This window comes from Pseudomonas sp. IT-P74 (assembly GCF_949768175.1).
Taxonomy (GTDB): Bacteria; Pseudomonadota; Gammaproteobacteria; order Pseudomonadales; family Pseudomonadaceae; genus Aquipseudomonas.
Map to the genome: position 1 here is coordinate 184,884 of NZ_CATKQD010000044.1, position 24,093 is coordinate 208,976.

The window sequence follows — 24,093 nt, forward strand, 5'->3', positions numbered from 1 at the left end:
GATTGTTACACCGCTATCGCGAGCAGGCTCGCTCCCACAGGGGATAGTGTTCGGTCAGTCAGACCGGTATCACGCCAAGCCCCGCAAAATGGCGCTTATCTTAAAGCAAAACGGCGACCATTGGCCGCCGTTTAGTGCATCCGTAGAGATTTAGACCGCTGGTGCCGTTTCAGTCTCGACCGACGGTTTCGGCAGCGACGACAGGAACGCCATGATCAACGCCGCCAGGTATGGCAGCGACTGCACCAGCAGCATGGTCACCCAGAAGCGCATGTCGTTGCTCGGCATGCCGTTCACCAGGAAGATCCCCAAGGCAGCGCCCCACAACAGCAGCATGATGAACATCTCTTCCCGGGCTTCCGAAATCGCCACCCAGAAGCCGTGGTTGTCGGCATTCTTCGGCGTACGGAAGAACGGAATGCTGCTGGTGAAGAAGCCGTACAGCACTGCTTTGGCGATGGTGTGGGACAACGCCAGACCGGCCAGCGCCGCGCAGAAGGCATCCTTCAAATTGACCCCGACCGCACGACGGTAGAGGAAGATGATCTTGGCGACCTTGAACACGAACAGCGCCAATGGCGGGATTGCGAAGATCAGCAGCGGCGGATCGACCCGTTGCGGCACGATGATCATCGCCGCCGACCACAACAGCGCGCCGACGGTGAAGAAGATGTTCATGCCGTCCGCGACCCACGGCAACCAGCCCGCGAGGAAGTGGTAACGCTGGCCACGGGTCAGCTCGGTGTCCTTGCCGCGCAGCAGGCTGGCGGTGTGGCGCTTGATGATCTGGATCGCTCCGTAGGCCCAACGGAAACGCTGTTTCTTGAAGTCGATGAAGGTATCGGGCATCAGGCCCTTGCCGTAGCTGGTGTGGTAGTACGCTGCCGACAGGCCTTTTTCGAATACCCGCAGGCCCAGTTCGGCGTCTTCACAGATGCACCAGTCGGCCCAGCCCAGCTCTTCGAGCACCGAGCGGCGGGTCATGGTCATGGTGCCGTGCTGGATGATCGCGTCACGATCGTTGCGGGTGACCATGCCGATGTGGAAGAAGCCCTTGTATTCCGCGTAGCAGAGCTTCTTGAAGGTACTTTCGTTCTGGTCGCGGTAATCCTGTGGCGACTGCACCACGGCGATTTTCGGGTCGGCGAAGTGCGGCACCATGTGCTTGAGCCAGTTCGGGTGCACGCAGTAATCGGAGTCGATCACTGCGATCACTTCGGCATCTTTGGCGGTGTGCGGGATCAGGTAGTTCAGTGCGCCGCCCTTGAAGCCGGCCAGCGGTGCCACGTGGAAGAACTTGAAGCGCGGGCCGAGGGTTTCGCAATAATCGCGCACCGGTTCCCAGACCGCCGGATCCTTGGTGTTGTTGTCGATGATCAGGACTTCGAAATCCGGATAGTCGAGGTTGGCCAGGGCGTTGAGGGTCTGTTTGACCATCTCCGGCGGCTCGTTGTAGCAGGGCACGTGGATCGAGACTTTCGGTCGGTAGTCAGAATCGCCTACCACGGGCAGGAATTCACGCCGGCGTTTGTGGGTCCAGACGGTCTCGGCCAGTTCGTGGGCTTCGGTCAGCAACACGATAAACACCCCGAGCGCACCGAGGGCGAGCAAGAAGCCTACCGTCAGGCTGAACCAGGTGCTGTATTGCTGGCTGTAGTCGTAACCGATCCACACCAGTGCCGAGCCACCGAGGAACGCGGTGAAGGTCAGGAAGGTACGGCCACGCTGGCGCAGGGCCGAGCCGTCGATCATCAGCAGGGTCAGGGACAACAGCGCCAGTACCACGGAGCCGACCGCCAGTACCCGCCATTGCGGAATCGCAACGACCGGGCCTTCGAAGTTGAACTTCTGCTGGCGTGCGGCGTTGAACACACCCCAATAGGCGCCGACGGAACCTTCGTCACTGGCTTTCCACGGCTGGTCAAACGCTTCGATCACGAAGTAGTTGAAGCCCTGACGGTTGAGCTTGTTGACCAGCGTTCGCAGGTAGATCGCCTGGTCTGCCGGTGAGGCATCGGCGCCACCGCGCATGCGGCCGTTGCTCGGCCAGCCCACTTCGGACAGTAGCAGCGGCTTTTTCGGGAACATCTTCTTCAAGTCGCGGGCGCGGTCGAGGACGAACTGCCCGGCCTTGTCCATCGGGATGAATTCCCAGTAAGGCAGGATGTGCGCGGCGATCAGGTCGACGTGCTTGGCCAGTTCCGGGTGTTCTTCCCACACGTGCCACTGTTCGGACGTGGTCACCGGCACTTTCACCGCAGCGCGCACGCGATCGAGCATGACGCTGAGTTCCTGGGCTGTGATTTCCTTGCGGTAAATGGCCTCGTTGCCGACCACCACGCGAACCACGCTGCGCGAGGCGTTGGCGATTTCAATGGCGCGGGTGATTTCCCGTTCGTTGCGTTCCTGGTCCGGACTGATCCAGATCCCCAGGGTGACCCGCAAGCCGAACTCTTCCGCCAGCTTCGGGATGTTTTGCAGGGTGCCATCGACCGAGTAGATGCGGATGTTGTCCGTCAGCTTGCTCATGATCTCCAGGTCGCGACGCATTTGATCGTCGGTCGGGAACTGGTCTTTCTGCGGGAACTGGCCCTGCTGGAATGGCGAGTACGAGAAGCCGGAGATCTGTTCAGGCCAGTTGGGGGCGGTGACCGGGCGGTTGATCAGCGCCCAGAAGCCGGTAAACAAGGCAGCGATGGCGAGCACCACGACCAGGTTGAGTCCAAATTTACGCGATGACATAGTTATTTCGGGTTCCAAAGACTGTGGAACGAAGGAACGGTTGGCGGTCGCCAAGGGGCGCGCATCCTACACCGGGCATTCTCTGGTCGTACAGCGAACAGGGAATTGCCTGACATTGGGCAATCCAAGTCGGTTTAAGTTCTTTCGTTAGAGCGTGTAGGACAAATCTTTGTTCGATGTGGTTTTCGTGGATGTTGCCCGTTCATAGCGCAATGATGCTCTTGCGCGCCGACGGCCCTATAATGCGCGCCGGTTTTTGGGGTAATGGTCATGAGTACAGAAGATCCGCGGTTTGCTGGCATCGCCCGTTTGTATGGCATCGAAGGCCTTGAACGCCTGCGCGCGGCCCATGTGGCGATCGTCGGCGTCGGTGGTGTCGGTTCCTGGGCGGCGGAAGCCATGGCCCGTTGTGGCGTGGGCGAGATTTCGCTGTTCGACCTCGACGACGTCTGCGTCAGCAACGCCAACCGCCAGTTGCACGCGCTGGACAGCACGGTGGGCAAGCCCAAGGTCGAGGTGATGGCCGAGCGTCTGCGCGGGATCAACCCGGACTGCACGGTGCACGCGGTGCCTGACTTCGTCACCCGCGACACCATGGCCGAGTACATCACGCCGAACATCGACTGCGTGATCGACTGCATCGACAGCGTCAACGCCAAGGCCGCGCTGATCGCCTGGTGCAAGCGCCGCAAGATCCAGATCATCACCACCGGCGGTGCGGGCGGGCAGATTGACCCGACGTTGATCCAGGTCTGCGACCTCAATCGCACGTTCAACGATCCGTTGGCGTCGAAAGTGCGTTCCACGCTGCGCCGCGACTATGGCTTCTCACGCACCGTGACCCGCCATTACAGCGTGCCGTGCGTGTTTTCCACCGAGCAACTGCGCTATCCGAAACCCGATGGCAGCATTTGCTTGCAGAAGAGTTTTGTCGGGGATGGGGTGAAGCTCGACTGTGCCGGTGGGTTTGGCGCGGTGATGATGGTGACGGCGACCTTCGGCATGGTCGCGGCGACCAAGGCTGTGGACAAGATTGTGGCGGGTGTGCGGCGGCCGGCGGAGCGGGTCAAGCCGCAGGCCTGATCTGTAAGGCTGATGGCCCCATCGCGAGCAGGCCCACGGTGATTTCGGTGATCCTGTAGGAGCGAGCCTGCTCGCGATGGACTGCGAAGCAGCCCCTCTATTGAGCCAACTCCCGCATCCGCTGTAGGACTGCATTCAAACCATTGCTACGAGACTCGGACAACTGCCGCCCCAACCCCAGTTGATTGAACCAGTCCGGCAAATCCACCTGCTGCAACTCAGCCGCCGACAACCCGTTGACCCGCGCCAGCAGCAATGCCACCAACCCGCGAATCAAGCGTGCATCGCTGTTGGCGTTGAACTGCCAATGGCCATCGTGCAATTCACCCACCAGCCACACCTGGCTTTCACAGCCGTGCACCCGATTGGCATCACACATCTGCGCATCACTCAAGGCCGGCAGACGCTCGCCCCATTGCATCAACAGGCGTGCGCGTTGTTCCCAGCCGGCCGCTTTCTGAAAGGTGTCCAGTGCCGTCACGGCATCGGCGGGCAAGTTCATCGCAAGAGCTCCAGCGCCTGATCCAGGGCTTCAAAGAACCGCTCCAGGTCTTCGGAATCGTTGTACAACGCCAACGACACCCGAATCGCTCCGGCCAGTTCGAAGCGTTTGAGTAGTGGCATGGCGCAATGATGGCCGGCACGCACCGCGATCCCTTGTTCGGTCAGCAAATGCGCGAGATCGGAGTTATGCACACCCTCGACGGTAAAACTGGCCAGCGCCACTTGCGGCTTGCCCAGAAGGCGAATGCCATTTCGCGCCTCAAGGCCCTTTAACAGAGTGGCATGCAACGCCGCTTCATGGGCGGACACCGCGTCCTGATCGAGCCCGGCAAGGTAATCCAGGGTCGCTCCCAGGCCGATTACACTGGCAATCGGAGGCGTCCCGGCCTCGAAGCCCAGCGGTGCCGGGCGAAAGCGTGCGTCGTGGTAATTGGCATCCAGCACCATTTCGCCGCCAAACTGCCAGGGACGTAGCTGTTGCAGCGCTGCATTGCGCCCGAACAGCACGCCCAGGCCATCGGGGCCATAAAGCTTGTGGCTGGAAAATACATAAAAATCGCAGCCCAGCGCTTGCACGTCGTGGCGGCCATGGACCACGCCCTGGGCGCCGTCGATCACGGTCAGGGCGTTGTGTGCCTTGGCCAGTGCCATTAACTCTGGCAGCGGCTGCCACGCGCCAATCACGTTGGACAACTGGCTGACGGCCAACAGACGTGTGCGCGGGCCGATCAGACCAGCCGCGGCTTCCAGGTCGATCACGCCGTCGGCATCCAGCGGCAGGATTACCAGTTTCAGCTCGCGACGGTGCGCCAGTTGCTGCCATGGCAGCAGGTTGGCGTGATGCTCCAGGGCGCTGATGACAATCTCGTCGCCTGGATTGAAAAGATGTTCCAGGCCATAGGCCAGGAGATTCAGCGCGGACGTCGCGCCGTGGGTAAAGATGATTTGCCCGCAATCGCCCGCATTGAGCCATTGCGCGACTTTGCGGCGGCTGTCCTCGAACGCCTGGGTGGCGTGGGCGCCGGGCAAATGCTGCGCCCGATGCACGTTGGCCGCGCCGTTGGCGTAGTAGTGCGCCAGGGCATCGAGCAGGGCTTGAGGTTTTTGCGTGGTGGCGGCATTGTCCAGATAGGTCTGGTCTTGCCGTTGCAGGGCGGCGATGGCCGGAAAATCGGCACGCCAGGGAGAGAGAATCATCATGTGTTCAGCCCTGTGAACTTGGGCGGGTGTACACCGGACCCCTGTAGGAGCGAGCCTGCTCGCGATGGACGTGAACGATAACGCGCATTATTTGGATAAACGCGTTGCCCTTACGTTTTTCGCGAGCAGGCTCGCTCCTACAGGTGAACTCGTGTGCTGCTTAGTTGTGAGCGTGCAGCGCTTCGTTCAGTTCGATGGCCGATTTGTGGGTTTTGCATTCCACGGCACCGGTCTGCGAATTGCGACGGAACAGCAGGTCCGGCTGGCCGGCCAGGTCACGGGCCTTGACCACTTTGACCAATTGATTGTTCTCGTCCAGCAGCGCCACTTTGGTACCAGCGGTCACGTACAGGCCCGACTCGACGGTGTTGCGATCGCCCAACGGGATACCGATACCGGCGTTGGCGCCGATCAGGCAGCCTTCGCCGACCTTGATCACGATGTTGCCGCCGCCCGACAGGGTGCCCATGGTCGAGCAGCCACCGCCCAGGTCCGAACCCTTGCCGACGAATACGCCAGCGGATACGCGGCCTTCGATCATGCCCGGGCCTTCGGTGCCGGCGTTGAAGTTGATGAAACCTTCGTGCATCACGGTGGTGCCTTCGCCCACGTAAGCGCCCAGGCGCAGACGCGCAGCGTCAGCGATACGCACGCCGGCCGGAACCACGTAGTCGGTCATTTTCGGGAACTTGTCCACCGAGAACACTTCCAGCAGCTCGCCGCGCAGGCGGGCTTCGAGTTGCAGTTCGGCCAGCTCGCTCAGGTCGACCGCGCCCTGGCTGGTCCAGGCCACGTTTGGCAGCAACGGGAAGATCCCGGCCAGGTTCAGGCCGTGTGGCTTGACCAGGCGATGGCTCAGCAGGTGCAGCTTGAGGTAGGCCTCAGGGGTGGACGACAACTGGGTGTCTTCAGCCAGCAAGGTGGCAACCAGCGGCTTGTGGCTCTCGGCCAGGCGGGTCAGCAGGGCAGCCTGGGCAGCGTCGACGCCTTTGAGCGCTTCAGCCAGTTGCGAGGCCTGGGCGGTGCTGAACGCGATAGCCTGATTGCCTTCGGTGTAGCCCAGGATCGGTGCGATAGCGGCCAGGACTTCAGCCGAAGGCTTGAGTACCGGGGCGGCGTAGAACACTTCCAGCCATGCGCCTTGACGGTTTTGAGTGCCGACGCCGAAGGCCAGGCTGAACAGGGTAGTGGACATGTGTATACCTCTAACAAAATTGAACGGGCTGCTTACTTGAGCGCGGCCGCGTAGATATCTGGCTTGAAGCCAATCAGGGTTCGGTCACCGAGATCGAGCACCGGGCGCTTGATCATCGAGGGTTGTGCAAGCATCAGTTCGATGGCTTTCGTCTGGTCGAGATCGGCTTTGCGTTCGTCGTCGAGCTTGCGAAAGGTCGTGCCTGCACGGTTCAACACCACTTCCCAGCCGTGCTCGCTGCACCATTGGGTCAGGTGTTCACGGTCGATACCGACCGCCTTGTAATCATGAAAGTCATAGCTGACAGCGTGTTCATCGAGCCAGGTGCGCGCCTTTTTCATGGTGTCGCAGGCTTTGATGCCGAAAAGGTGCAACGTTTTGCTTGAAACGGTCAAGGAATCGCCCCCTTTACAGGTGCTGGGTTTAAACGGTGTCGGATTATGCCATGGCCAAACCCGGCCAGGTGAAGCAACACCTGGACCTGAGCGGCGGCGGGGTTATTTGCGGCGCTGGATGAATGCGCGAATCCGCTCGGCAGCTTCGACACATTCGGCAAGCGGCGCCACCAGTGCCATGCGTACACGCCCGGCACCCGGGTTGACGCCATCTACATCCCGCGACAGATAAGAACCTGGCACCACGGTCACGTGCTCCTGCTCGAACAGGTCACGGCAGAAGGCGGCGTCGTCACCGGCTACATTTGGCCACAGGTAGAAGCTGCCATCCGGCCGCTGTACGTCCATGACCGGGCTGAGGATTTCCAGTACCGCATCGAACTTCTCGCGATACAGCGCCCGGTTGGCGCGCACGTGCACCTCGTCATTCCACGCAGCAACACTGGCCAGTTGTGTTTGAACCGGCATCGCGCAGCCGTGGTAGGTGCGATAAAGCAGGAAGCCTTTGAGGATGTCGGCATCGCCCGCGACAAAACCTGAGCGCAAGCCCGGCAGGTTGGAGCGCTTGGACAAACTGTGGAACACCACGCAACGCTTGAAGTCCTTGCGATCCAGTTCCGCGCAGGCGCTGAGCAGGCCAGGCGGCGGGGTTTGTTCGTCGAAATACAGTTCGCTGTAGCACTCGTCCGCGGCGATCACGAAATCGTGTTCATCGGCCAGGGCAATCAGCTTTTTCAGGGTCTCGACCGGGATCAGGGCGCCGGTCGGGTTGCCGGGCGAGCACAGGAACAGGATCTGGCAGCGTTTCCAGATGTCCGGCGATACGGCGTCGAAATCCGGGTTGAAGCCGTTTTCGTCCAGGCATGGCAGGTAATGCGGCTTGGCCCCGGCGAGGAACGCCGCGCCTTCGTAGATCTGGTAGAACGGGTTCGGGCTGACCACCAGCGCGTCATCGCCACGGTTGACCACAGTCTGGGTGAAGGCAAACAGGGCCTCGCGGGTGCCGTTGACCGGCAGCACGTTGCGCGCCGGGTCGATCCAGCCGCTCGGAACACCGAAGCGACGCTCGCACCATGCCGCAATGGCTTCACGCAGCTCCGGGATGCCGAGTGTGGTCGGGTACACCGCCATTTTTTCCAGATTGTTGGCCAGGGCCTCGGCGACAAAGCTTGGCGAACGGTGTTTCGGCTCGCCGATGGACAGCGCGATCGGACGCTTGTCCGGATTGGGCGTCACGCTGCCGAGCAGGGCACGGAGTTTCTCGAACGGGTAGGGCTGGAGCTGGGACAGAGCGTTGTTCATCGATGTATCTCGTTCGGTGTAGGAGCGGGCAAACCCTGGTTCCTGTAGGAGCTGGCTTGCCAGCGATGGGCGTCAACGAAAACGCTTGCTTACCGGGTAAACGTGGCGCTTTTGATTCCTTCGCTGGCAAGCCGGCTCCTACAAAGGGCAGGTTCGCCCCCCGGATAGGGGTCGGTTGATTCAGATGTTGATGCGCGACAGTTTGATATCAGGTTCCTGATTGACGCTCAGTTGTTCGACGATGGCATCCTGCAGGCGGCTGCACAGCAGCGGGTCGGACAACGGCTGATTGTTGGCGTCGGTGATGAAGAACACGTCTTCCACGCGCTCGCCGAGGGTGGCGATCTTGGCGTTCTGCAGCGACAGGTCGAACTCCAGGAAGATCGTGCCAATCCGCGCCAGCAGGCCCGGGCGGTCGGGTGCGGTCAGTTCCAGCACCGTCACCGGACGCTGGGCGTCATTGTGGATCGTCACCTGAGGTGCAAAGGCGAAATGCTTGAGCTGACGTGGCACCCGGCGCTGGATGATGGTCGGGTAGTCGTCCGGGTTGCGCAGGGCTTCGGTCAGGCCATCGCGGATTTGTTTGATCCGTGCCGGGTTGTCGCCAATCGAGTCGCCGTCGGCGTCGAGCACGATATAGGTGTCGAGGGTGAACTGGCTGCTGGAGGTGATGACCCGGGCGTCGTGAATGTTCAGGTTGAGCTGGTCCATCGCGGCCACGGTCACGGCAAAGAAGTCGTGCTGGTCCGGGGCGTAGATGAAGATCTGCGTTCCGCCTTCGAACTCGCGCTGGGTGGTTTCCTTGATCAGTACCAGAGGCCCGCCGTCGGTCGGTTGCTGGAGGATCGCGTCGCTGTGCCAGGCCACATCGCCGGCTGTGTGGCGCAGGAAATAGTCATCGCCCAACTGCGCCCACAGTTGCTCGACATCGTCCGGGTCGGTGCCGCCGCGCACCAGGATATCCAGGGCGGCGCTCTGGGTCTGGCGGATCTGCTCTTCGCGGTCCACCGGGTTTTCCAGGCCTCGACGCAGGGCGCGCTTGGTTTCGGTGTAGAGCTGGCGCAGCAGGCTGGCGCGCCAGGAGTTCCACAGGGTCGGGTTGGTGGCGTTGATGTCGGCGACGGTCAGTACGTAGAGGTAGTCGAGGCGGGTTTCGTCGCCGACGATCTGGGCAAAATCGTGGATCACCTGCGGGTCGGACAAGTCCTTGCGCTGGGCGGTGGTCGACATCACCAAGTGGTTCTGCACCAGCCACACGATCAGGCGGCTGTCCCACACTGGCAGCTGATGGCGCTGGCAAAACGCCTCGGCATCGACCGCTCCGATGTCCGAGTGGTCGCCATGCCGGCCTTTGCCTATGTCGTGGTACAGGCCGGCCATGTAGATCAGCTCGGGTTTGGGTAGTTTGCCCATGAGCTTGCTGGCCAGCGGGAATTTTTCCGACACCTGGGTGTACTGCAACTTACGCAGGTGCTTGATCAGGTTCAGGGTATGGGCATCGACCGTATAGATGTGGAACAGGTCATGCTGCATCTGCCCGACGATAAAGCCGAATTCGGGCAGATAGCGCCCCAGAATGCCGTAACGGTTCATCCGCCGCAGGTTACGGTGGATGCCGATCTTGCACTTGAACAGCTCGATAAACAGGCTGGTGTTGCGAATGTCGTTGCGGAAGTCGTCGTCGATCAGGTGACGGTTTTCCCGCAGTAGACGAATGGTGTCGGCGCGTACACCCTTGATTTCCGGCTGCTGGGCCATCAGCACGAAGATTTCGAGCATGGCGAACGGCGTGCGGCGGAAAACGTTGTCGTTGCGTGCCTCGATGTAGCCGTCATGCAACTGGAAGCGCGAGTTGATCGGCTGCGGTGGTGATTCGTCTTCCGGTGCGAGGATGACTTCCTCGAAGTGCTGGATGATCAGGTCGCTGAGCTGGGCGATGCTCATGACCACCCGGTAATACTGCTGCATGAAGTTTTCGATGGCTTGCTTGGCGTCGTCGCCCTTGAAGCCCAGCAGCCCGGCAATGGTGCGCTGGTGATCGAACAGCAGGCGATCTTCGGAGCGGCCAGCCAGCATGTGCAGGGCATAGCGAACCTTCCACAGGAACTCCTGGGAGGAGGCGAGCAGGGCGTTTTCACTCTCGACCAGGAATCCTTCGCCAGCCAGTGCCCGCAGGTTCAGGGTACCGTACTCGCGACGGGCCACCCACAGAATCGTCTGGATATCCCGCAGGCCGCCGGGTGAGCCTTTGACGTTGGGTTCCAGGTTGTATTCGGTGTCGTTGTACTTGTGGTGGCGAGCCTTTTGTTCGGCGCGCTTGGCCAGGAAGAATTCCTTGCTCGGCCACATGTGTCCGGTGCTGGTGACGTCCAGCATGCGCTGGCGCAAACGCTCGGGGCCGGCGATGGTGCGGCTTTCCATCAGGTTGGTGACGACCGTCAGGTCGGCGCGGGCCTCGACGGCGCATTCGTCGACCGAGCGAACGCTCTGACCGACCTCCAGGCCGATGTCCCACAACAGCGTCAGAAAGCGCTCGATGGAATCGCGGAAAACCTCGTGGTCGGCACTGTCCAGCAGGATCAGCAAGTCGATATCGGAATAAGGGTGCAATTCGCCACGGCCGTAGCCGCCGACCGCGACCAGCGCGATGTCGGCGTCCTCACTCCAGCTGAACTGCTCCCAGGCCTTTTGCAGGATGTTATCGACGAACCAGGCGCGATCCTCGATCAATCGGCGAATGTCCCGGCCATCGCGAAAGCGCGTATCGAGCACCTCACGGGCCTGGCGGATCGCCTTCTTGAAGGCCGAAATCGGGCTTGCCTTCAGGGCCAGTTCAGCCTGGAACTGGCCGCGGTCGAAGAGTTCGGGATCCACCTGCGGCATCGATTGGCTTTCCTTTCTATAGGCGAGGTTCGGTGGTGGGATCAGGCCGAAACGCGAGGGATGGTGTCATCGCTGCGCAGGGTGAAGATCTCGTAACCGGTTTCGGTCACCAGCAGGGTATGTTCCCACTGCGCCGAGAGCTTGCGGTCCTTGGTGATCGCGGTCCAGCCGTCGCCCAGTACCTTGGTGTCGGCACGGCCCTGGTTGATCATCGGCTCGATGGTGAAGGTCATGCCGGCCTTGAGTTCCATGCCGGTGCCCGCGCGGCCGTAGTGCAGGATCTGCGGCTCTTCGTGGAACACCTTGCCAATACCATGGCCGCAGAATTCACGAACCACCGAGAAGCCGTTCTTTTCCGCGTGCTTCTGAATGATTTCGCCGATGTCGCCCAGGCGGCAGCCGGGTTTGACGATTTCGATCGCCTTGTACATGCATTCCTGGGTCACCTGGGACAGACGCTCGGCCCAGACCGGCACGGTGCCGACGTGGAACATGCGGCTGGTGTCGCCGTGGTAACCGTCCTTGATGACGGTGACGTCGATGTTCAGGGTGTCGCCATCCTTGAGCGGCTTGTCGTTCGGGATGCCATGGCAGACCACATGGTTGATCGATGTGCAGATCGACTTCGGATAGCCCTTGTAGTTGAGCGGGGCAGGGATGGCCTTCTGCTCATTGACGATGTAGTCGTGGCAGATCTGGTTCAGTTGATCGGTGGTAACGCCCGGCTTGACGTATTCGGCAATCATTTCCAGCACATCGGCGGCCAGTTTGCCGGCGATACGCATTTTGGCGATATCCTCGGGGGTTTTGAGGGTGACGGTCATACAGGCTCTCTCTGCGCCAGGCGGCGCTTTCTAAACGGAAAGGGCATCGCGTGATGGAACTTCGCGGCCCTGAAAAATGCGATTCTACCAGACGATCAGCGCAAATCTGCGCCTGTGTGCATCGCTTCTCTCTATAGAATGGTGCATTCTTGGCGGATTCCAAGGGCAGGAGCGAAGCGCTCGCCAGGATTTCAGAATCCGGGTTCCGTTTTGCCCTGTCTTGTGATATAAAATGCGCCGCTTTCCGGGGATGTCCCGTAAAGCCTAAATCCACACACGTGTCGACACGATGACCTGGGTGCCTTCAGCTGATGCTGCTGGTTGGTCATTGGGATACGTGGAGGCCAAACCCGACTTATTAAGGAACTATCATGTCCCAAGTCAACATGCGCGATATGCTGAAGGCCGGTGTGCACTTCGGTCACCAGACCCGTTACTGGAACCCGAAAATGGGCAAGTACATTTTCGGCGCGCGTAACAAGATCCACATCATCAACCTTGAAAAAACCCTGCCAATGTTCAACGAAGCTCTGACTTTCGTAGAGCGTCTGGCCCAGGGCAAAAACAAGATTCTGTTCGTCGGCACCAAGCGTTCCGCTGGCAAGATCGTTGCTGAAGAAGCAGCACGTTGCGGTTCGCCGTACGTCGATCACCGCTGGTTGGGCGGCATGCTGACCAACTTCAAAACCATCCGTGCTTCCATCAAGCGTCTGCGTGACCTTGAAGTGCAAGCCGAAGACGGCACTTTCGCCAAGCTGACCAAGAAAGAAGCGCTGATGCGCACTCGTGACCTGGAAAAGCTGGATCGTTCCCTGGGTGGTATCAAGGACATGGGCGGTCTGCCAGACGCTCTGTTCGTTATCGACGTTGATCACGAGCGCATCGCGATCACCGAAGCCAACAAGCTGGGCATCCCGGTTATCGGCGTAGTCGATACCAACAGCAGCCCGGAAGGCGTTGACTACATCATCCCAGGCAACGATGACGCAATCCGCGCTATCCAGCTGTACATGGGTTCGATGGCTGACGCTGTCATCCGTGGTCGCAACAATGTTGGCGGCGGCACCGTAGAGTTCGCAGCTGAAGAAACTCAGGCTGCAGCTGAGTAATTGACGCCCTGGCGTTGACTCAGTAAGCAAAAAGGGGGCTTGGCCCCCTTTTTGCCACCTCGAAAACCATTTGTCGGCGCCCACTGCTCTATCTGTAACGTGTGGCAGCTAACAAGGGTGGTTCGGGAAGAATTGATCGCCCGTTCGATCGGGTGGAATGGTTGAAAACCTATCCAAGAGGATTTTGAAATGGCAGAGATTACTGCAGCGTTGGTCAAAGAACTGCGCGAGCGTACTGGCGAAGGCATGATGGATTGCAAAAAGGCCTTGACCAAGGCTGGCGGCGACATCGAGAAAGCCATTGATGACATGCGTGCTTCGGGCGCCATCAAGGCTGCCAAGAAAGCCGGCAACGTTGCCGCTGAAGGCGCTATCGCTCTGAAGGAAGACGGTAAATCCGCCGTTTTGCTGGAAGTGAACTCGCAGACCGACTTCTTGGCCCTGCAGGACGACTTCAAGGAATTTGTTGCAGCAAGCGTTGAAAAAGCGTTCGCCGACAAGATGACTGAAGTTGCTCCGCTGATCGAAGCTCAAGAAACTGCTCGCCTGGTACTGGTCGGCAAGGTTGGCGAAAACGTCAACATCCGTCGTCTGGTACGCGTTGAAGGTGACGTTGTCGGTGGCTACCTGCACGGCAACAAGATCGGTGTTGCAGTTGTCCTGAAAGGCGGCAGTGTTGAGCTGGCCAAGGACATCGCTATGCACGTAGCGGCTACCAATCCTGAATTCCTGCTGCCATCGGAAGTTTCCGCTGAAGCGATCGAGCGCGAGAAAGGCGTGTTCCTGACGCTGAACGCTGACAAGATCGCCGGCAAGCCGGAAAATATCGTTGAAAACATGGTCAAAGGCCGTATCAGCAAGTTCCTGGCCGAAGCCAGCCTGGTTGAGCAGGCTTTCGTCAAGAACCCTGAAATCAAGGTCGGCGAACTGGCCAAGAAAGCCGGCGCTGAAATCGTTTCCTTTACTTACTTCAAAGTAGGCGAAGGCATCGAGAAGCCAGTGGACAACTTCGCAGAAGAAGTTGCTGCCCAGCTGGCTGCCGCCAAGCAATAAGACGGTTTTTTAACTGTCGCCCAGAAGAGGCTGCCCGCTCACGCGCGCAGCCTCTTTTCAGATGGGGTATCAATTTTTATTTGGTTTCCCTTTGGAACTGGCTTACAAAGCCGTGTTCCGATGGCGCTGAAGCAGCGCCAAGCTAGAGTGAACGCCAGCTGTAAACAGCTCGCAAAGAATTTTTAAAATACGCCGCAGGAGAGATTCGCAATGGCTCAGCAGGGCAGTGGTTATCAGGCTCGCTATAAACGCATTCTACTCAAGCTCAGCGGCGAGGCCCTGATGGGCTCGGAAGAGTTCGGGATCGATCCGAAGGTCCTGGATCGCATGGCATTGGAAGTTGGCCAACTGGTCGGCATCGGTGTTCAGGTCGGTCTGGTCATCGGTGGTGGCAACCTGTTCCGCGGTGAAGCGCTGAGCAAGGCTGGCATGGACCGGGTCACCGGCGATCACATGGGCATGCTGGCCACTGTGATGAACGCCCTGGCCATGCGCGACGCCCTCGAGCGCGCCAACATTTCGGCCATCGTGATGTCCGCTATTTCCATGGTTGGCGTGACCGATCACTATGATCGTCGCAAGGCCATGCGTCACCTGAACTCCAAGGACGTGGTGATTTTCGCGGCCGGTACCGGCAACCCGTTCTTTACGACGGATTCGGCAGCCTGCCTGCGTGCAATCGAAATCGATGCCGACGTCGTGCTCAAGGCGACCAAGGTCGATGGTGTCTACACCGCTGATCCGTTCAAAGACCCGCATGCCGAGAAGTTCGATCATCTGACTTACGATGAAGTGCTGGATCGCAAGTTGGGCGTGATGGATCTGACGGCCATTTGCCTGTGCCGCGACCACAAGATGCCGTTGCGTGTCTTTAACATGAACAAGCCCGGCGCCCTGCTGAACATTGTGCACGGCGGCGCTGAAGGGACCCTGATCGAGGAAGGTCAACAATGATCAACGAAATCAAGAAAGACGCTCAAGAGCGCATGCAGAAATCCCTGGACTCTCTGGCCCATGCTTTTGGTCAGATTCGTACCGGCAAGGCCCACCCAAGCATTCTGGGCAGCGTGATGGTGCCGTACTACGGTGCTGACACCTCCATCACTCAAGTGGCCAACATCACTGTTAAGGACTCGCGCACCCTGCAAGTCGTGGCGTTCGAGCGCAACATGCTCGCGGCGGTCGACAAAGCGATCCAGAGCGCTGGCCTGAACCTCAACCCGACCAACCTGGGCGAGTTGTTGTTGATCTCCATGCCTGCCCTGACCGAAGAAACCCGCAAGGGCTTCACCAAACAGGCGCGCAGTGCTGCCGAAGACGCTCGTGTTGCCGTGCGCAACATTCGTCGCGATGCCTTGGGCGACCTGAAGAAACTGGTTAAAGACAAAGAGATCAGCGAAGACGAGGAGCGTCGTGCCGCTGCCGATATCCAGAAGCTCACCGACAAGGCTGAAGCCGATATCGACGCGGCTACCAAGCAGAAAGAAGCGGATCTGATGGCCGTATAAGGGTCGAGTTTTTAATGGACAAGACCAAGCAGACTGCGCCGTCCGCGGTGCCGCGCCATGTCGCGATCATCATGGATGGCAACAATCGTTGGGCGAAAAAACGCTTTATGCCGGGTGTCGCCGGGCATAAAGCGGGCGTGGATGCGGTACGTGCCGTCATTGAAGTTTGTGCCGAGGCCAAGGTCGAAGTGCTGACCCTGTTCGCCTTTTCCAGCGAGAACTGGCAGCGTCCGGCCGATGAGGTCAGCGCTTTGATGGATCTGTTCTTCAAGGCGCTGCGTCGTGAGGCCAAGCGCCTCAACGACAACAACATCAGCCTGCGGATCATTGGCGATCGCTCGCGCTTTCATCCCGAGTTGCAGGCTGCCATGCGTGAAGCCGAGTCCATGACGGCCGGCGCCAATCGATTCGTCCTGCAGATCGCCGCCAATTACGGCGGTCAGTGGGATATCGCGCAAGCTGCGCAACGACTGGCGCGAGAGGTCCAGGCCGGACACCTGCGTCCGGAAGACATCACGCCTGATCTGCTGCAGACCTGCCTGGCCACGGGCGACCTGCCGCTGCCGGACCTGTGTATCCGCACCGGTGGCGAGCACCGCATCAGCAACTTCCTGCTCTGGCAGCTGGCCTATGCCGAGCTGTATTTCTCCGACCTGTTCTGGCCGGACTTCAAACACGATGCCATGCGCAATGCGCTGGCCGATTTCGCTTCCCGCCAGCGCCGCTTCGGTAAAACGAGCGAGCAGGTCGAGGCTGGAGCCCGGGTTTAATGCTTAAACAACGAATCATCACCGCACTGATCCTGCTGCCGATTGCCCTGTGCGGGTTTTTCCTGCTTGAGGGTTCCGGTTTTGCACTGTTTATCGGGCTGGTCGTGACCCTTGGTGCCTGGGAGTGGGCACGTCTGGCGGGTTTCGCCGGTCAGGCGTTCCGCGTTGGCTATGCCGCCGTGGTCGCTCTGGCGCTGTTCCTCATGTACATCCTGCCAGGCCTCGCGCCTTGGGTGTTGGGCGCGTCAGTGCTGTGGTGGGCTGTGGCGACGTATCTGGTGCTGACCTATCCGCGTTCGAGCGAGCACTGGTCCGCTGCGGCCACCAAATTGGTGATCGGCCTGTTGATTCTCCTGCCAGCCTGGCAAGGTCTGGTGCAGATCAAGCAATACCCATTGGGTAACTGGCTGATCATGGCGGTGATGGTGCTGGTCTGGGGTGCCGATATTGGCGCCTACTTCTCCGGTCGTGCTTTCGGCAAGCGCAAGCTCGCACCGCAGGTCAGTCCGGGCAAAAGCTGGGAAGGCGTGTACGGTGGTCTGGCGCTAAGCCTGGTGATTACCACAATCGTTGCTCTGGTGCGCGACTGGACGGTGGCCGAGCTGTTCAAGGGCTTGATCGGTGCCGCGCTGATCGTGTTCATTTCGGTGGTGGGTGATCTCACTGAAAGCATGTTCAAGCGACAATCCGGGATCAAGGACAGCAGCAACCTGCTTCCGGGACACGGCGGCGTGCTGGATCGTATCGACAGCCTGACGGCAGCGATTCCAGTGTTTGCGGTACTGCTGTGGATGGCGGCGCCATGAGCCGTCCGCAACAGATTACCGTTCTGGGCGCGACCGGTTCGATTGGCCTGAGTACGCTCGACGTCATCGCTCGTCACCCCGATCGATATCAAGTCTTTGCCTTGACTGGCTTCACTCGCTTGAGCGAATTGCTGGCGCTCTGCGTGCGCCATGTGCCGCGATTTGCCGTGGTGCCTGAAGCCGCAGCTGCCCGCGCCTTGCAGGATGATCTGCATGCGGCAGGCCTTTCGACCCGTGTTCTGGCGGGTGAAGAGGGTTTGTGTCAGGTCGCTTCCGATCCGGAAGTCGATACGGTCATGGCGGCCATCGTCGGTGCGGCCGGATTGCGTCCGACACTGGCGGCGGTCGAGGCCGGAAAGAAAATCCTCCTGGCCAATAAAGAAGCGCTGGTCATGTCCGGCGCGCTGTTCATGCAGGCCGTGCGCAAGAGCGGTTCGGTGTTGCTGCCGATCGATAGCGAGCACAACGCCATTTTCCAGTGCATGCCGCTGGATTATGCCCGTGGTCTTGAGGCGGTCGGCGTACGCCGGATTTTGCTGACGGCTTCCGGTGGTCCGTTCCGACAGACGCCAATGGCCGAGCTGGCGCATGTTTCTCCCGATCAGGCGTGTGCTCACCCGAACTGGTCCATGGGGCGAAAAATCTCCGTTGACTCGGCCAGCATGATGAACAAGGGGCTTGAGCTGATCGAAGCCTGCTGGTTGTTCGATGCCAGACCTTCGCAGGTCGAGGTGGTGATTCACCCGCAAAGCGTGATTCATTCGCTGGTCGACTATGTCGATGGTTCTGTCCTGGCACAGTTGGGAAATCCTGACATGCGCACGCCCATCGCCAATGCCCTGGCGTGGCCTGAGCGGATCGATTCGGGTGTGGCGCCGCTGGATCTGTTTGCCATTGCGCGGCTGGACTTCCAGGCGCCCGATGAAGAGCGTTTCCCTTGCTTGCGTCTGGCCCGTCAGGCGGCCGAAGCGGGTAACAGCGCGCCGGCCATGCTCAATGCGGCGAACGAAGTGGCGGTGGCGGCATTTCTCGACGAGCGGGTTCGTTACCTGGAAATCGCGAGTATCATCGAGGAAGTACTGAATCTGGAGCCCGTAGTGGCTGTGGATGATCTCGATGCAGTGTTCACGGCAGACGCGAAGGCGCGATTGCTGGCCGGACAATGGTTGAGCCGTCACGGGCGGTAAATGCTGCGGATAGTTGGCCGAGGCAGCAGCGGATAGGATTGCGGAGAAAGTAGATGAGCGCGCTCTATATGATTGTCGGCACCCTGGTCGCTCTGGGTGTGCTGGTTACCTTCCACGAGTTCGGCCATTTTTGGGTCGCGCGTCGCTGTGGGGTCAAGGTGCTGCGCTTCTCCGTAGGCTTCGGCATGCCTTTGCTGCGCTGGCACGACAAGCGGGGCACCGAATTTGTCGTCGCCGCCATTCCGTTGGGCGGCTACGTCAAAATGCTCGACGAGCGCGAAGGTGAAGTACCGCTCGATCAGCTTGATCAATCCTTCAATCGCAAGTCCGTTCGGCAGCGCATTGCCATCGTAGCGGCGGGGCCGATTGCCAACTTCCTGCTGGCATTGGCGTTCTTCTGGGTGTTGGCAATGCTCGGCAGCGAGCAGGTGCGTCCGGTCATCGGCGCTGTCGAGTCCGGCAGTATTGCGGCCAAGGCAGGTTTGAGCCCCGGCCAGGAAATCGTGGCGATTGATGGTGAGGCGACTTCCGGCTGGGCGGCGGTGAACCTGCAGTTGGTGCGTCGCCTGGGCGAAAGCGGTCAGTTGCAGATAATGGTGCGCGAACAGGGTTCCACCACCGATTCTCCTCGTGAACTTGTACTGGACAAATGGCTCAAAGGGGCCGATGAGCCTGATCCTATCCAGTCGTTGGGGATTCGTCCGTGGCGCCCGGCATTGCCACCAGTCCTGGCTGAACTCGATCCGAAGGGGCCGGCCAAGGCTGCCGGCCTGAAGACCGGTGACCGGTTGCTGGCGCTAGATGGTCGTGGGCTGGATGACTGGCAGCAGGTTGTCGATACCGTCCGTATGCATCCTGATACCAAAATCATGCTGCGGGTTGAGCGCGACGGTGCTCAAATCGACGTCCCGGTAACGCTTGCCGCTCGCGGCGAGAGTAAATCACCCAGCGGCTATTTGGGGGCAGGGGTGAAGGCGATCGACTGGCCGCCGGAGATGATCCGCGAGGTCAGTTACGGGCCATTGGCAGCAATTGGCGAGGGGGCTCGACGCACCTGGACCATGAGTGTGCTGACCCTCGATTCACTGAAGAAAATGTTGTTCGGCGAGCTCTCGGTAAAAAACTTGAGTGGACCGATAACCATTGCTAAAGTGGCGGGCGCTTCGGCCCAGTCGGGTGTCGCTGATTTCCTGAATTTCCTTGCTTATCTGAGTATTAGCCTGGGGGTTCTGAATTTGTTGCCCATTCCAGTACTGGATGGGGGGCATTTGTTGTTTTATCTGATCGAGTGGGTGCGTGGTCGTCCCTTGTCAGATCGGGTGCAAGGTTGGGGGATACAGATCGGCATCAGTTTGGTGATCGGGGTGATGTTGCTTGCTCTGGTCAATGATCTGGGTCGACTGTAACGCTTCGCTGAATTGCGAATCTGCCGCATTTTGCGGCAGTTTGTTTATTGCCAGTTGGAATAAGAAAGGACTTCATGAAACGTCTGCTGCTAACTGCGGTTCTCACCGTATTGATGATCGCCGAAGTTCACGCCGAGTCCTTCACTATCTCTGATATTCGCGTCAATGGCCTCCAGCGGGTCTCCGCGGGTAGCGTCTTTGGTGCTTTGCCGTTGAACGTCGGTGAACAGGCGGACGATCGTCGCCTGGTGGAATCCACTCGTGCGTTGTTCAAAACCGGTTTCTTTCAAGATATCCAGCTGGGCCGCGATGGCAACGTCCTGGTCATCACGGTAGTCGAGCGCCCGTCGGTCGCCAGTATCGAGATCGAAGGCAACAAGGCGATCTCTACCGAAGACCTGATGAAAGGCCTCAAGCAATCCGGTCTGGCCGAAGGCGAGATCTTCCAGCGTGCCACCCTTGAAGGTGTGCGTAACGAACTGCAACGCCAGTACGTCGCCCAGGGTCGCTACTCGGCTACCGTCGACACCGAAGTGGTGCCACAGCCGCGTAACCGCGTCGGCCTGAAGGTCAACATCAACGAAGGCACCGTTGCGGCTATCCAGCACATCAACGTGGTGGGCAACACGGTCTTCCCTGATGAAGACCTGATCGACCTGTTCGAGCTCAAGACCACCAACTGGTTGTCGTTTTTCAAGAACGACGACAAGTACGCCCGTGAAAAACTGTCCGGTGACCTGGAGCGCCTGCGTTCCTACTACCTGGACCGTGGCTATATCAACATGGATATCGCTTCGACCCAGGTCTCCATTACGCCAGACAAGAAGCACGTCTACATCACCGTCAACGTCAACGAAGGCGAGAAGTACACCGTTCGTGACGTCAAACTCAGCGGTGACCTGAAAGTCCCTGAAGACCAGGTCAAGTCCCTGCTGCTGGTGCAAAAAGGCCAGGTGTTCTCGCGCAAGCTGATGACCACCACCTCCGAGCTGATCACCCGTCGCCTGGGTAACGAGGGTTACACCTTCGCCAACGTCAACGGCGTGCCTCAACCCCACGATGAAGATCACACCGTAGACATCCTGTTCGCGGTCGATCCGGGCAAGCGTGCCTACGTGAACCGCATCAACTTCCGTGGCAACACCAAGTCCGAAGACGAAGTGCTGCGTCGTGAAATGCGTCAGATGGAAGGCGGCTGGGCTTCGACCTACCTGATCGACCAATCCAAGACCCGTCTGGAGCGTCTGGGCTTCTTCAAGGAAGTCAACGTCGAGACCCCGGCCGTGCCAGGTGTCGATGACCAGGTGGACGTCAACTACAGCGTTGAAGAACAAGCCTCCGGTTCGATTACCGCCAGCGTCGGTTTCGCCCAGAGCGCCGGTCTGATTCTCGGTGGTTCGATCACCCAGAACAACTTCCTGGGTACCGGTAACAAGGTCAGCGTCGGCTTGACCAAAAGCGAATACCAGACCCGCTATAACTTCGGCTTTGTCGACCCCTACTGGACCGCCGACGGCGTGAGCCTGGGTTACAACGCGTTCTACCGCACGACTGACTACGATGAGCTCGATACCGACGTCGCCAGCTACGCCGTGGACAGCCTGGGTGCCGGTGTGAGTGTCGGTTATCCAATCAGCGAGACTTCGCGTCTGACCTTCGGCCTGAATGCGCAACAGGACACGATCAAGACTGGCGTTTACACCGTCGATGAAATCTTCGACTTCGTTAACCAGGAAGGCGACAAGTACCTGAACTTCAAGGCTTCGGCCGGTTGGTCCGAGTCCACCCTGAACAAAGGCGTTTTGGCGACTCGTGGTCACTCCCAAAGCTTGACGGCGGAAGTCACCGTGCCGGGAAGCGACTTGTCGTTCTTCAAACTCGATTACCGTGGTCAGTTGTTCCAGCCGCTGAGCGAAAACTACACCATGCGCCTGCACACCGAATTGGGTTATGGCGACGGCTACGGTTCGACCGAAAGCTTGCCATTCTATGAAAACTACTATGCTGGTGGTTTCAACTCGGTTCGTGGCTTCAAGGACAGTACACTGGGGCCGCGTAGTACTCCGAGCCGCGGCGTACTCGAAACGGGCAATGCCGGAACGCAGGCTGACCCGGACCAGGATCCACTGCCGTTCGGTGGTAACGTCCTGATCCAGGGTGGTGTGGAAGTTCTGTTCCCGCTGCCGTTCGTCAAGGATCAACGATCCCTGCGTACCTCGGTATTCTGGGATGTGGGTAACGTATTCGACTCCAAGTGCGAGCAGACGACCAATACCAACCCTGCGTCGAAGTCCAATACGCAGTGTAACGATGTCAGTCTGAGCAATATGGCCAGTTCCGTCGGTGTGGGAGTGACCTGGGTCACCGCGCTGGGGCCTCTGAGTTTCGCCCTGGCCATGCCAGTCAAGAAGCCGGATGACGCTGAAACCCAAGTGTTCCAATTCTCTCTCGGCCAGACGTTCTAAGCGTCTGACCCAAGATAACGACAATGAATTTTGTAGGAGTGCATCGTGCGTAAGTTGACTCAATTGGTTCTCCTGGCCAGCGTACTGGTCGCTGGTCCGGCGTTCGCCGACATGAAAATTGCTGTTCTGAACTATCAGATGGCTCTGCTGGAGTCCGACGCGGCCAAGAAATACGCCGTGGATGCCGAGAAGAAGTTCGGTCCTCAGCTGACCAAGCTCAAGACACTGGAAAGCAGCGCCAAGGGCATTCAGGATCGCCTGATGGCCGGTGGCGACAAAATGCAGCAGGGCGAGCGCGAGCGTCTAGAGCTTGAGTTCAAGCAAAAGGCCCGTGACTTCCAGTTCCAGTCCAAGGAACTGAACGAAGCCAAAGCCGTTGCCGACCGTGAAATGCTGAAGCAGCTCAAGCCGAAACTGGACAGCGCTGTGGAAGAAGTCATCAAGAAAGGTGCTTTTGACCTGGTCTTCGAGCGTGGCGCAGTGATTGATGTCAAGCCTCAGTACGACATCACCCGCCAGGTTATCGAGCGCATGAATCAGCTGAAGTAACCCATGACCGTGACCATTAAGCTCGGCCAGTTGGCCGAGTTCCTCGGCGCTACACTACGTGGCGACCCCGAGAAAGCAATTACTGGGCTAGCCACCTTGCAGGAGGCTGGCCCAGCTCAGTTGAGCTTTCTCGCAAACCCCCAGTATCGTAAATACCTGGCAGGCAGTCAGGCTGCAGCCCTGTTGCTCAAAGCTGCTGATGCCGAAGGCTTTTCCGGTAATGCGTTGGTGGTGCCTGACCCGTACGCAGCCTACGCCCGTATTTCTCACTTGTTCGATCCCAAGCCCAAAACGGCTGCCGGTGTTCATCCGACGGCGGTGATCGCGGCGGATGCGGTGGTTGACCCGACGGCGAGTATCGGTGCTTTTGCAGTCATCGAAAGCGGGGTGCATATTGCTGCCGATACCACCGTTGGTGCGCACTGTTTCATCGGTGCCCGTTGTGTGATCGGCGAAGGTGGCTGGCTCGCTCCGCGCGTGACCTTGTATCACGACGTGCGCGTCGGCAAGCGTGTGGTGATTCAGTCCGGTGCCGTACTCGGTGGTGAAGGTTTCGGTTTTGCCAACGAGAAAGGCATCTGGCAGAAAATCGCCCAGATTGGTGGCGTTTTGATCGGCGACGATGTGGAAATCGGCGTGAATACCGCCATTGACCGTGGCGCACTGGCCGACACCATCATTGGTAACGGTGTGAAGCTCGACAACCAGATTCAGATCGCCCACAACGTCCAGGTCGGTGATCACACCGCCATGGCCGCGTGCGTGGGGATTTCCGGCAGCACCAAAATCGGCAAGCACTGCATGCTTGCCGGTGGCGTAGGGCTGGTGGGGCATATCGATATTTGCGACAACGTGTTCATCACCGGGATGACCATGGTGACTCACTCGATCACCGAGCCGGGCGCTTATTCATCCGGTACGGCGATGCAACCAGCGGCCGAATGGCGCAAAAGCGCGGCACGTCTGCGTCAGCTCGATGACATCGCGCGACGTTTGCGACAGCTGGAAAAGCAGGCAGGGGAAGTGACCCCTGGCGGTAAAGCTTCATCAGATGGCTGATACCATTTCCATATCAAGTGTGCACAGCCGCTAGACTGCGTCCTTGATTTGCT

The 24,093-nt window shown here is 59.4% G+C and carries 20 protein-coding genes; 12 read left to right on the plus strand and 8 right to left on the minus strand.

Going from position 1 to position 24,093, the window contains the following annotated elements:
• Positions 1–150 precede the first annotated feature (150 nt).
• Entirely contained in the window at positions 151–2,742 is a 2,592-nt protein-coding gene (locus ACM6J5_RS19270) for a glycosyltransferase (RefSeq protein WP_414929168.1), read from the minus strand.
• Positions 2,743–3,012: 270 nt separating this feature from the next.
• Here ACM6J5_RS19270 and tcdA point away from each other — a divergent pair, with 270 nt between their 5' ends.
• On the plus strand, positions 3,013–3,825 hold the full coding sequence (gene tcdA / locus ACM6J5_RS19275) for a tRNA cyclic N6-threonylcarbamoyladenosine(37) synthase TcdA (protein ID WP_414929169.1): 813 nt from the start codon (positions 3,013–3,015) through the stop codon (positions 3,823–3,825).
• Between the two features lie 97 nt (positions 3,826–3,922).
• Here the strand turns inward: tcdA and ACM6J5_RS19280 are convergent, their stop codons facing one another.
• The 7 genes from ACM6J5_RS19280 to map all read right to left on the minus strand — a co-directional run bounded on the left by ACM6J5_RS19280 (position 3,923) and on the right by map (position 12,128).
• Entirely contained in the window at positions 3,923–4,327 is a 405-nt protein-coding gene (locus ACM6J5_RS19280) for a SufE family protein (RefSeq protein WP_150673044.1), read from the minus strand.
• The gene (locus ACM6J5_RS19285) at positions 4,324–5,529 is read right to left on the minus strand and encodes an aminotransferase class V-fold PLP-dependent enzyme (protein ID WP_095943869.1); all 1,206 of its coding nucleotides are present in this window, start codon (positions 5,527–5,529) and stop codon (positions 4,324–4,326) included. The genes ACM6J5_RS19280 and ACM6J5_RS19285 overlap by 4 nt, the downstream gene beginning before the upstream one ends.
• 160 nt (positions 5,530–5,689) lie before the next feature.
• Positions 5,690–6,724: a 2,3,4,5-tetrahydropyridine-2,6-dicarboxylate N-succinyltransferase gene (gene dapD, locus ACM6J5_RS19290; RefSeq protein ID WP_095943870.1), complete on the minus strand. Its 1,035-nt coding sequence runs from the start codon at positions 6,722–6,724 to the stop codon at positions 5,690–5,692.
• Between the two features lie 32 nt (positions 6,725–6,756).
• Complete coding sequence (locus ACM6J5_RS19295; RefSeq protein ID WP_007978403.1) at positions 6,757–7,119, minus strand: ArsC family reductase; 363 nt, start codon at positions 7,117–7,119, stop codon at positions 6,757–6,759.
• Between the two features lie 102 nt (positions 7,120–7,221).
• Positions 7,222–8,421, minus strand: coding sequence for a succinyldiaminopimelate transaminase (gene dapC / locus ACM6J5_RS19300; protein WP_095943871.1), 1,200 nt, complete (start codon positions 8,419–8,421; stop codon positions 7,222–7,224).
• Between the two features lie 180 nt (positions 8,422–8,601).
• Complete coding sequence (locus ACM6J5_RS19305; protein WP_414929170.1) at positions 8,602–11,304, minus strand: [protein-PII] uridylyltransferase; 2,703 nt, start codon at positions 11,302–11,304, stop codon at positions 8,602–8,604.
• A gap of 41 nt (positions 11,305–11,345) precedes the next feature.
• On the minus strand, positions 11,346–12,128 hold the full coding sequence (map, locus tag ACM6J5_RS19310) for a type I methionyl aminopeptidase (protein WP_008057306.1): 783 nt from the start codon (positions 12,126–12,128) through the stop codon (positions 11,346–11,348).
• A 371-nt stretch (positions 12,129–12,499) separates the two neighbouring features.
• Between map and rpsB the strand changes: the two genes are divergently transcribed.
• From rpsB to lpxD, 11 genes are all read left to right on the plus strand, one after another.
• On the plus strand, positions 12,500–13,237 hold the full coding sequence (gene rpsB / locus ACM6J5_RS19315; RefSeq protein WP_095189367.1) for a 30S ribosomal protein S2: 738 nt from the start codon (positions 12,500–12,502) through the stop codon (positions 13,235–13,237).
• 189 nt (positions 13,238–13,426) lie between these two features.
• Entirely contained in the window at positions 13,427–14,290 is an 864-nt protein-coding gene (gene tsf / locus ACM6J5_RS19320; protein WP_095943873.1) for a translation elongation factor Ts, read from the plus strand.
• A gap of 210 nt (positions 14,291–14,500) precedes the next feature.
• Complete coding sequence (gene pyrH, locus ACM6J5_RS19325) at positions 14,501–15,244, plus strand: UMP kinase (RefSeq protein ID WP_003222124.1); 744 nt, start codon at positions 14,501–14,503, stop codon at positions 15,242–15,244.
• Complete coding sequence (gene frr, locus ACM6J5_RS19330; RefSeq protein ID WP_042557876.1) at positions 15,241–15,798, plus strand: ribosome recycling factor; 558 nt, start codon at positions 15,241–15,243, stop codon at positions 15,796–15,798. The genes pyrH and frr overlap by 4 nt, the downstream gene beginning before the upstream one ends.
• A 14-nt stretch (positions 15,799–15,812) precedes the next feature.
• Positions 15,813–16,568: a polyprenyl diphosphate synthase gene (uppS, locus tag ACM6J5_RS19335; protein ID WP_095943874.1), complete on the plus strand. Its 756-nt coding sequence runs from the start codon at positions 15,813–15,815 to the stop codon at positions 16,566–16,568.
• Positions 16,568–17,374, plus strand: coding sequence for a phosphatidate cytidylyltransferase (locus ACM6J5_RS19340; protein WP_414929171.1), 807 nt, complete (start codon positions 16,568–16,570; stop codon positions 17,372–17,374). Before uppS ends, ACM6J5_RS19340 begins: the two co-directional genes overlap by 1 nt.
• Entirely contained in the window at positions 17,371–18,561 is a 1,191-nt protein-coding gene (gene ispC / locus ACM6J5_RS19345; protein WP_414929172.1) for a 1-deoxy-D-xylulose-5-phosphate reductoisomerase, read from the plus strand. The genes ACM6J5_RS19340 and ispC overlap by 4 nt, the downstream gene beginning before the upstream one ends.
• 53 nt (positions 18,562–18,614) lie before the next feature.
• Positions 18,615–19,967 carry a sigma E protease regulator RseP gene (gene rseP, locus ACM6J5_RS19350; RefSeq protein ID WP_414929173.1) on the plus strand — a complete coding sequence of 451 codons (1,353 nt, stop codon included), beginning with the start codon at positions 18,615–18,617 and terminating at the stop codon, positions 19,965–19,967.
• A 74-nt stretch (positions 19,968–20,041) separates the two neighbouring features.
• Positions 20,042–22,432, plus strand: a complete 2,391-nt coding sequence (gene bamA, locus ACM6J5_RS19355) for an outer membrane protein assembly factor BamA (RefSeq protein ID WP_095943878.1) — start codon at positions 20,042–20,044, stop codon at positions 22,430–22,432.
• Between the two features lie 45 nt (positions 22,433–22,477).
• Positions 22,478–22,981 (plus strand): OmpH family outer membrane protein, encoded by a 504-nt coding sequence (locus ACM6J5_RS19360; RefSeq protein WP_007990260.1) that lies wholly within the window; start codon positions 22,478–22,480, stop codon positions 22,979–22,981.
• Positions 22,982–22,984: 3 nt separating this feature from the next.
• Positions 22,985–24,040, plus strand: coding sequence for a UDP-3-O-(3-hydroxymyristoyl)glucosamine N-acyltransferase (lpxD, locus tag ACM6J5_RS19365; RefSeq protein WP_095943879.1), 1,056 nt, complete (start codon positions 22,985–22,987; stop codon positions 24,038–24,040).
• Positions 24,041–24,093 lie beyond the last annotated feature (53 nt).

Bases quoted from the DNA above. Each gene is read 5' to 3' on its own strand.
- uppS (WP_095943874.1), top strand. From the start codon at position 15,813: ATGGACAAGACCAAGCAGACTGCGCCGTCCGCGGTGCCGCGCCATGTC.
- bamA (WP_095943878.1), top strand. From the start codon at position 20,042: ATGAAACGTCTGCTGCTAACTGCGGTTCTCACCGTATTGATGATCGCC.
- dapD (WP_095943870.1), bottom strand. From the start codon at position 6,724: ATGTCCACTACCCTGTTCAGCCTGGCCTTCGGCGTCGGCACTCAAAAC.
- rseP (WP_414929173.1), top strand. From the start codon at position 18,615: ATGAGCGCGCTCTATATGATTGTCGGCACCCTGGTCGCTCTGGGTGTG.
- rpsB (WP_095189367.1), top strand. From the start codon at position 12,500: ATGTCCCAAGTCAACATGCGCGATATGCTGAAGGCCGGTGTGCACTTC.
- ACM6J5_RS19285 (WP_095943869.1), bottom strand. From the start codon at position 5,529: ATGATGATTCTCTCTCCCTGGCGTGCCGATTTTCCGGCCATCGCCGCC.
- lpxD (WP_095943879.1), top strand. From the start codon at position 22,985: ATGACCGTGACCATTAAGCTCGGCCAGTTGGCCGAGTTCCTCGGCGCT.
- tsf (WP_095943873.1), top strand. From the start codon at position 13,427: ATGGCAGAGATTACTGCAGCGTTGGTCAAAGAACTGCGCGAGCGTACT.
- ACM6J5_RS19340 (WP_414929171.1), top strand. From the start codon at position 16,568: ATGCTTAAACAACGAATCATCACCGCACTGATCCTGCTGCCGATTGCC.
- pyrH (WP_003222124.1), top strand. From the start codon at position 14,501: ATGGCTCAGCAGGGCAGTGGTTATCAGGCTCGCTATAAACGCATTCTA.
- tcdA (WP_414929169.1), top strand. From the start codon at position 3,013: ATGAGTACAGAAGATCCGCGGTTTGCTGGCATCGCCCGTTTGTATGGC.
- ACM6J5_RS19270 (WP_414929168.1), bottom strand. From the start codon at position 2,742: ATGTCATCGCGTAAATTTGGACTCAACCTGGTCGTGGTGCTCGCCATC.
- map (WP_008057306.1), bottom strand. From the start codon at position 12,128: ATGACCGTCACCCTCAAAACCCCCGAGGATATCGCCAAAATGCGTATC.
- ispC (WP_414929172.1), top strand. From the start codon at position 17,371: ATGAGCCGTCCGCAACAGATTACCGTTCTGGGCGCGACCGGTTCGATT.
- ACM6J5_RS19280 (WP_150673044.1), bottom strand. From the start codon at position 4,327: ATGAACTTGCCCGCCGATGCCGTGACGGCACTGGACACCTTTCAGAAA.
- dapC (WP_095943871.1), bottom strand. From the start codon at position 8,421: ATGAACAACGCTCTGTCCCAGCTCCAGCCCTACCCGTTCGAGAAACTC.
- ACM6J5_RS19305 (WP_414929170.1), bottom strand. From the start codon at position 11,304: ATGCCGCAGGTGGATCCCGAACTCTTCGACCGCGGCCAGTTCCAGGCT.
- frr (WP_042557876.1), top strand. From the start codon at position 15,241: ATGATCAACGAAATCAAGAAAGACGCTCAAGAGCGCATGCAGAAATCC.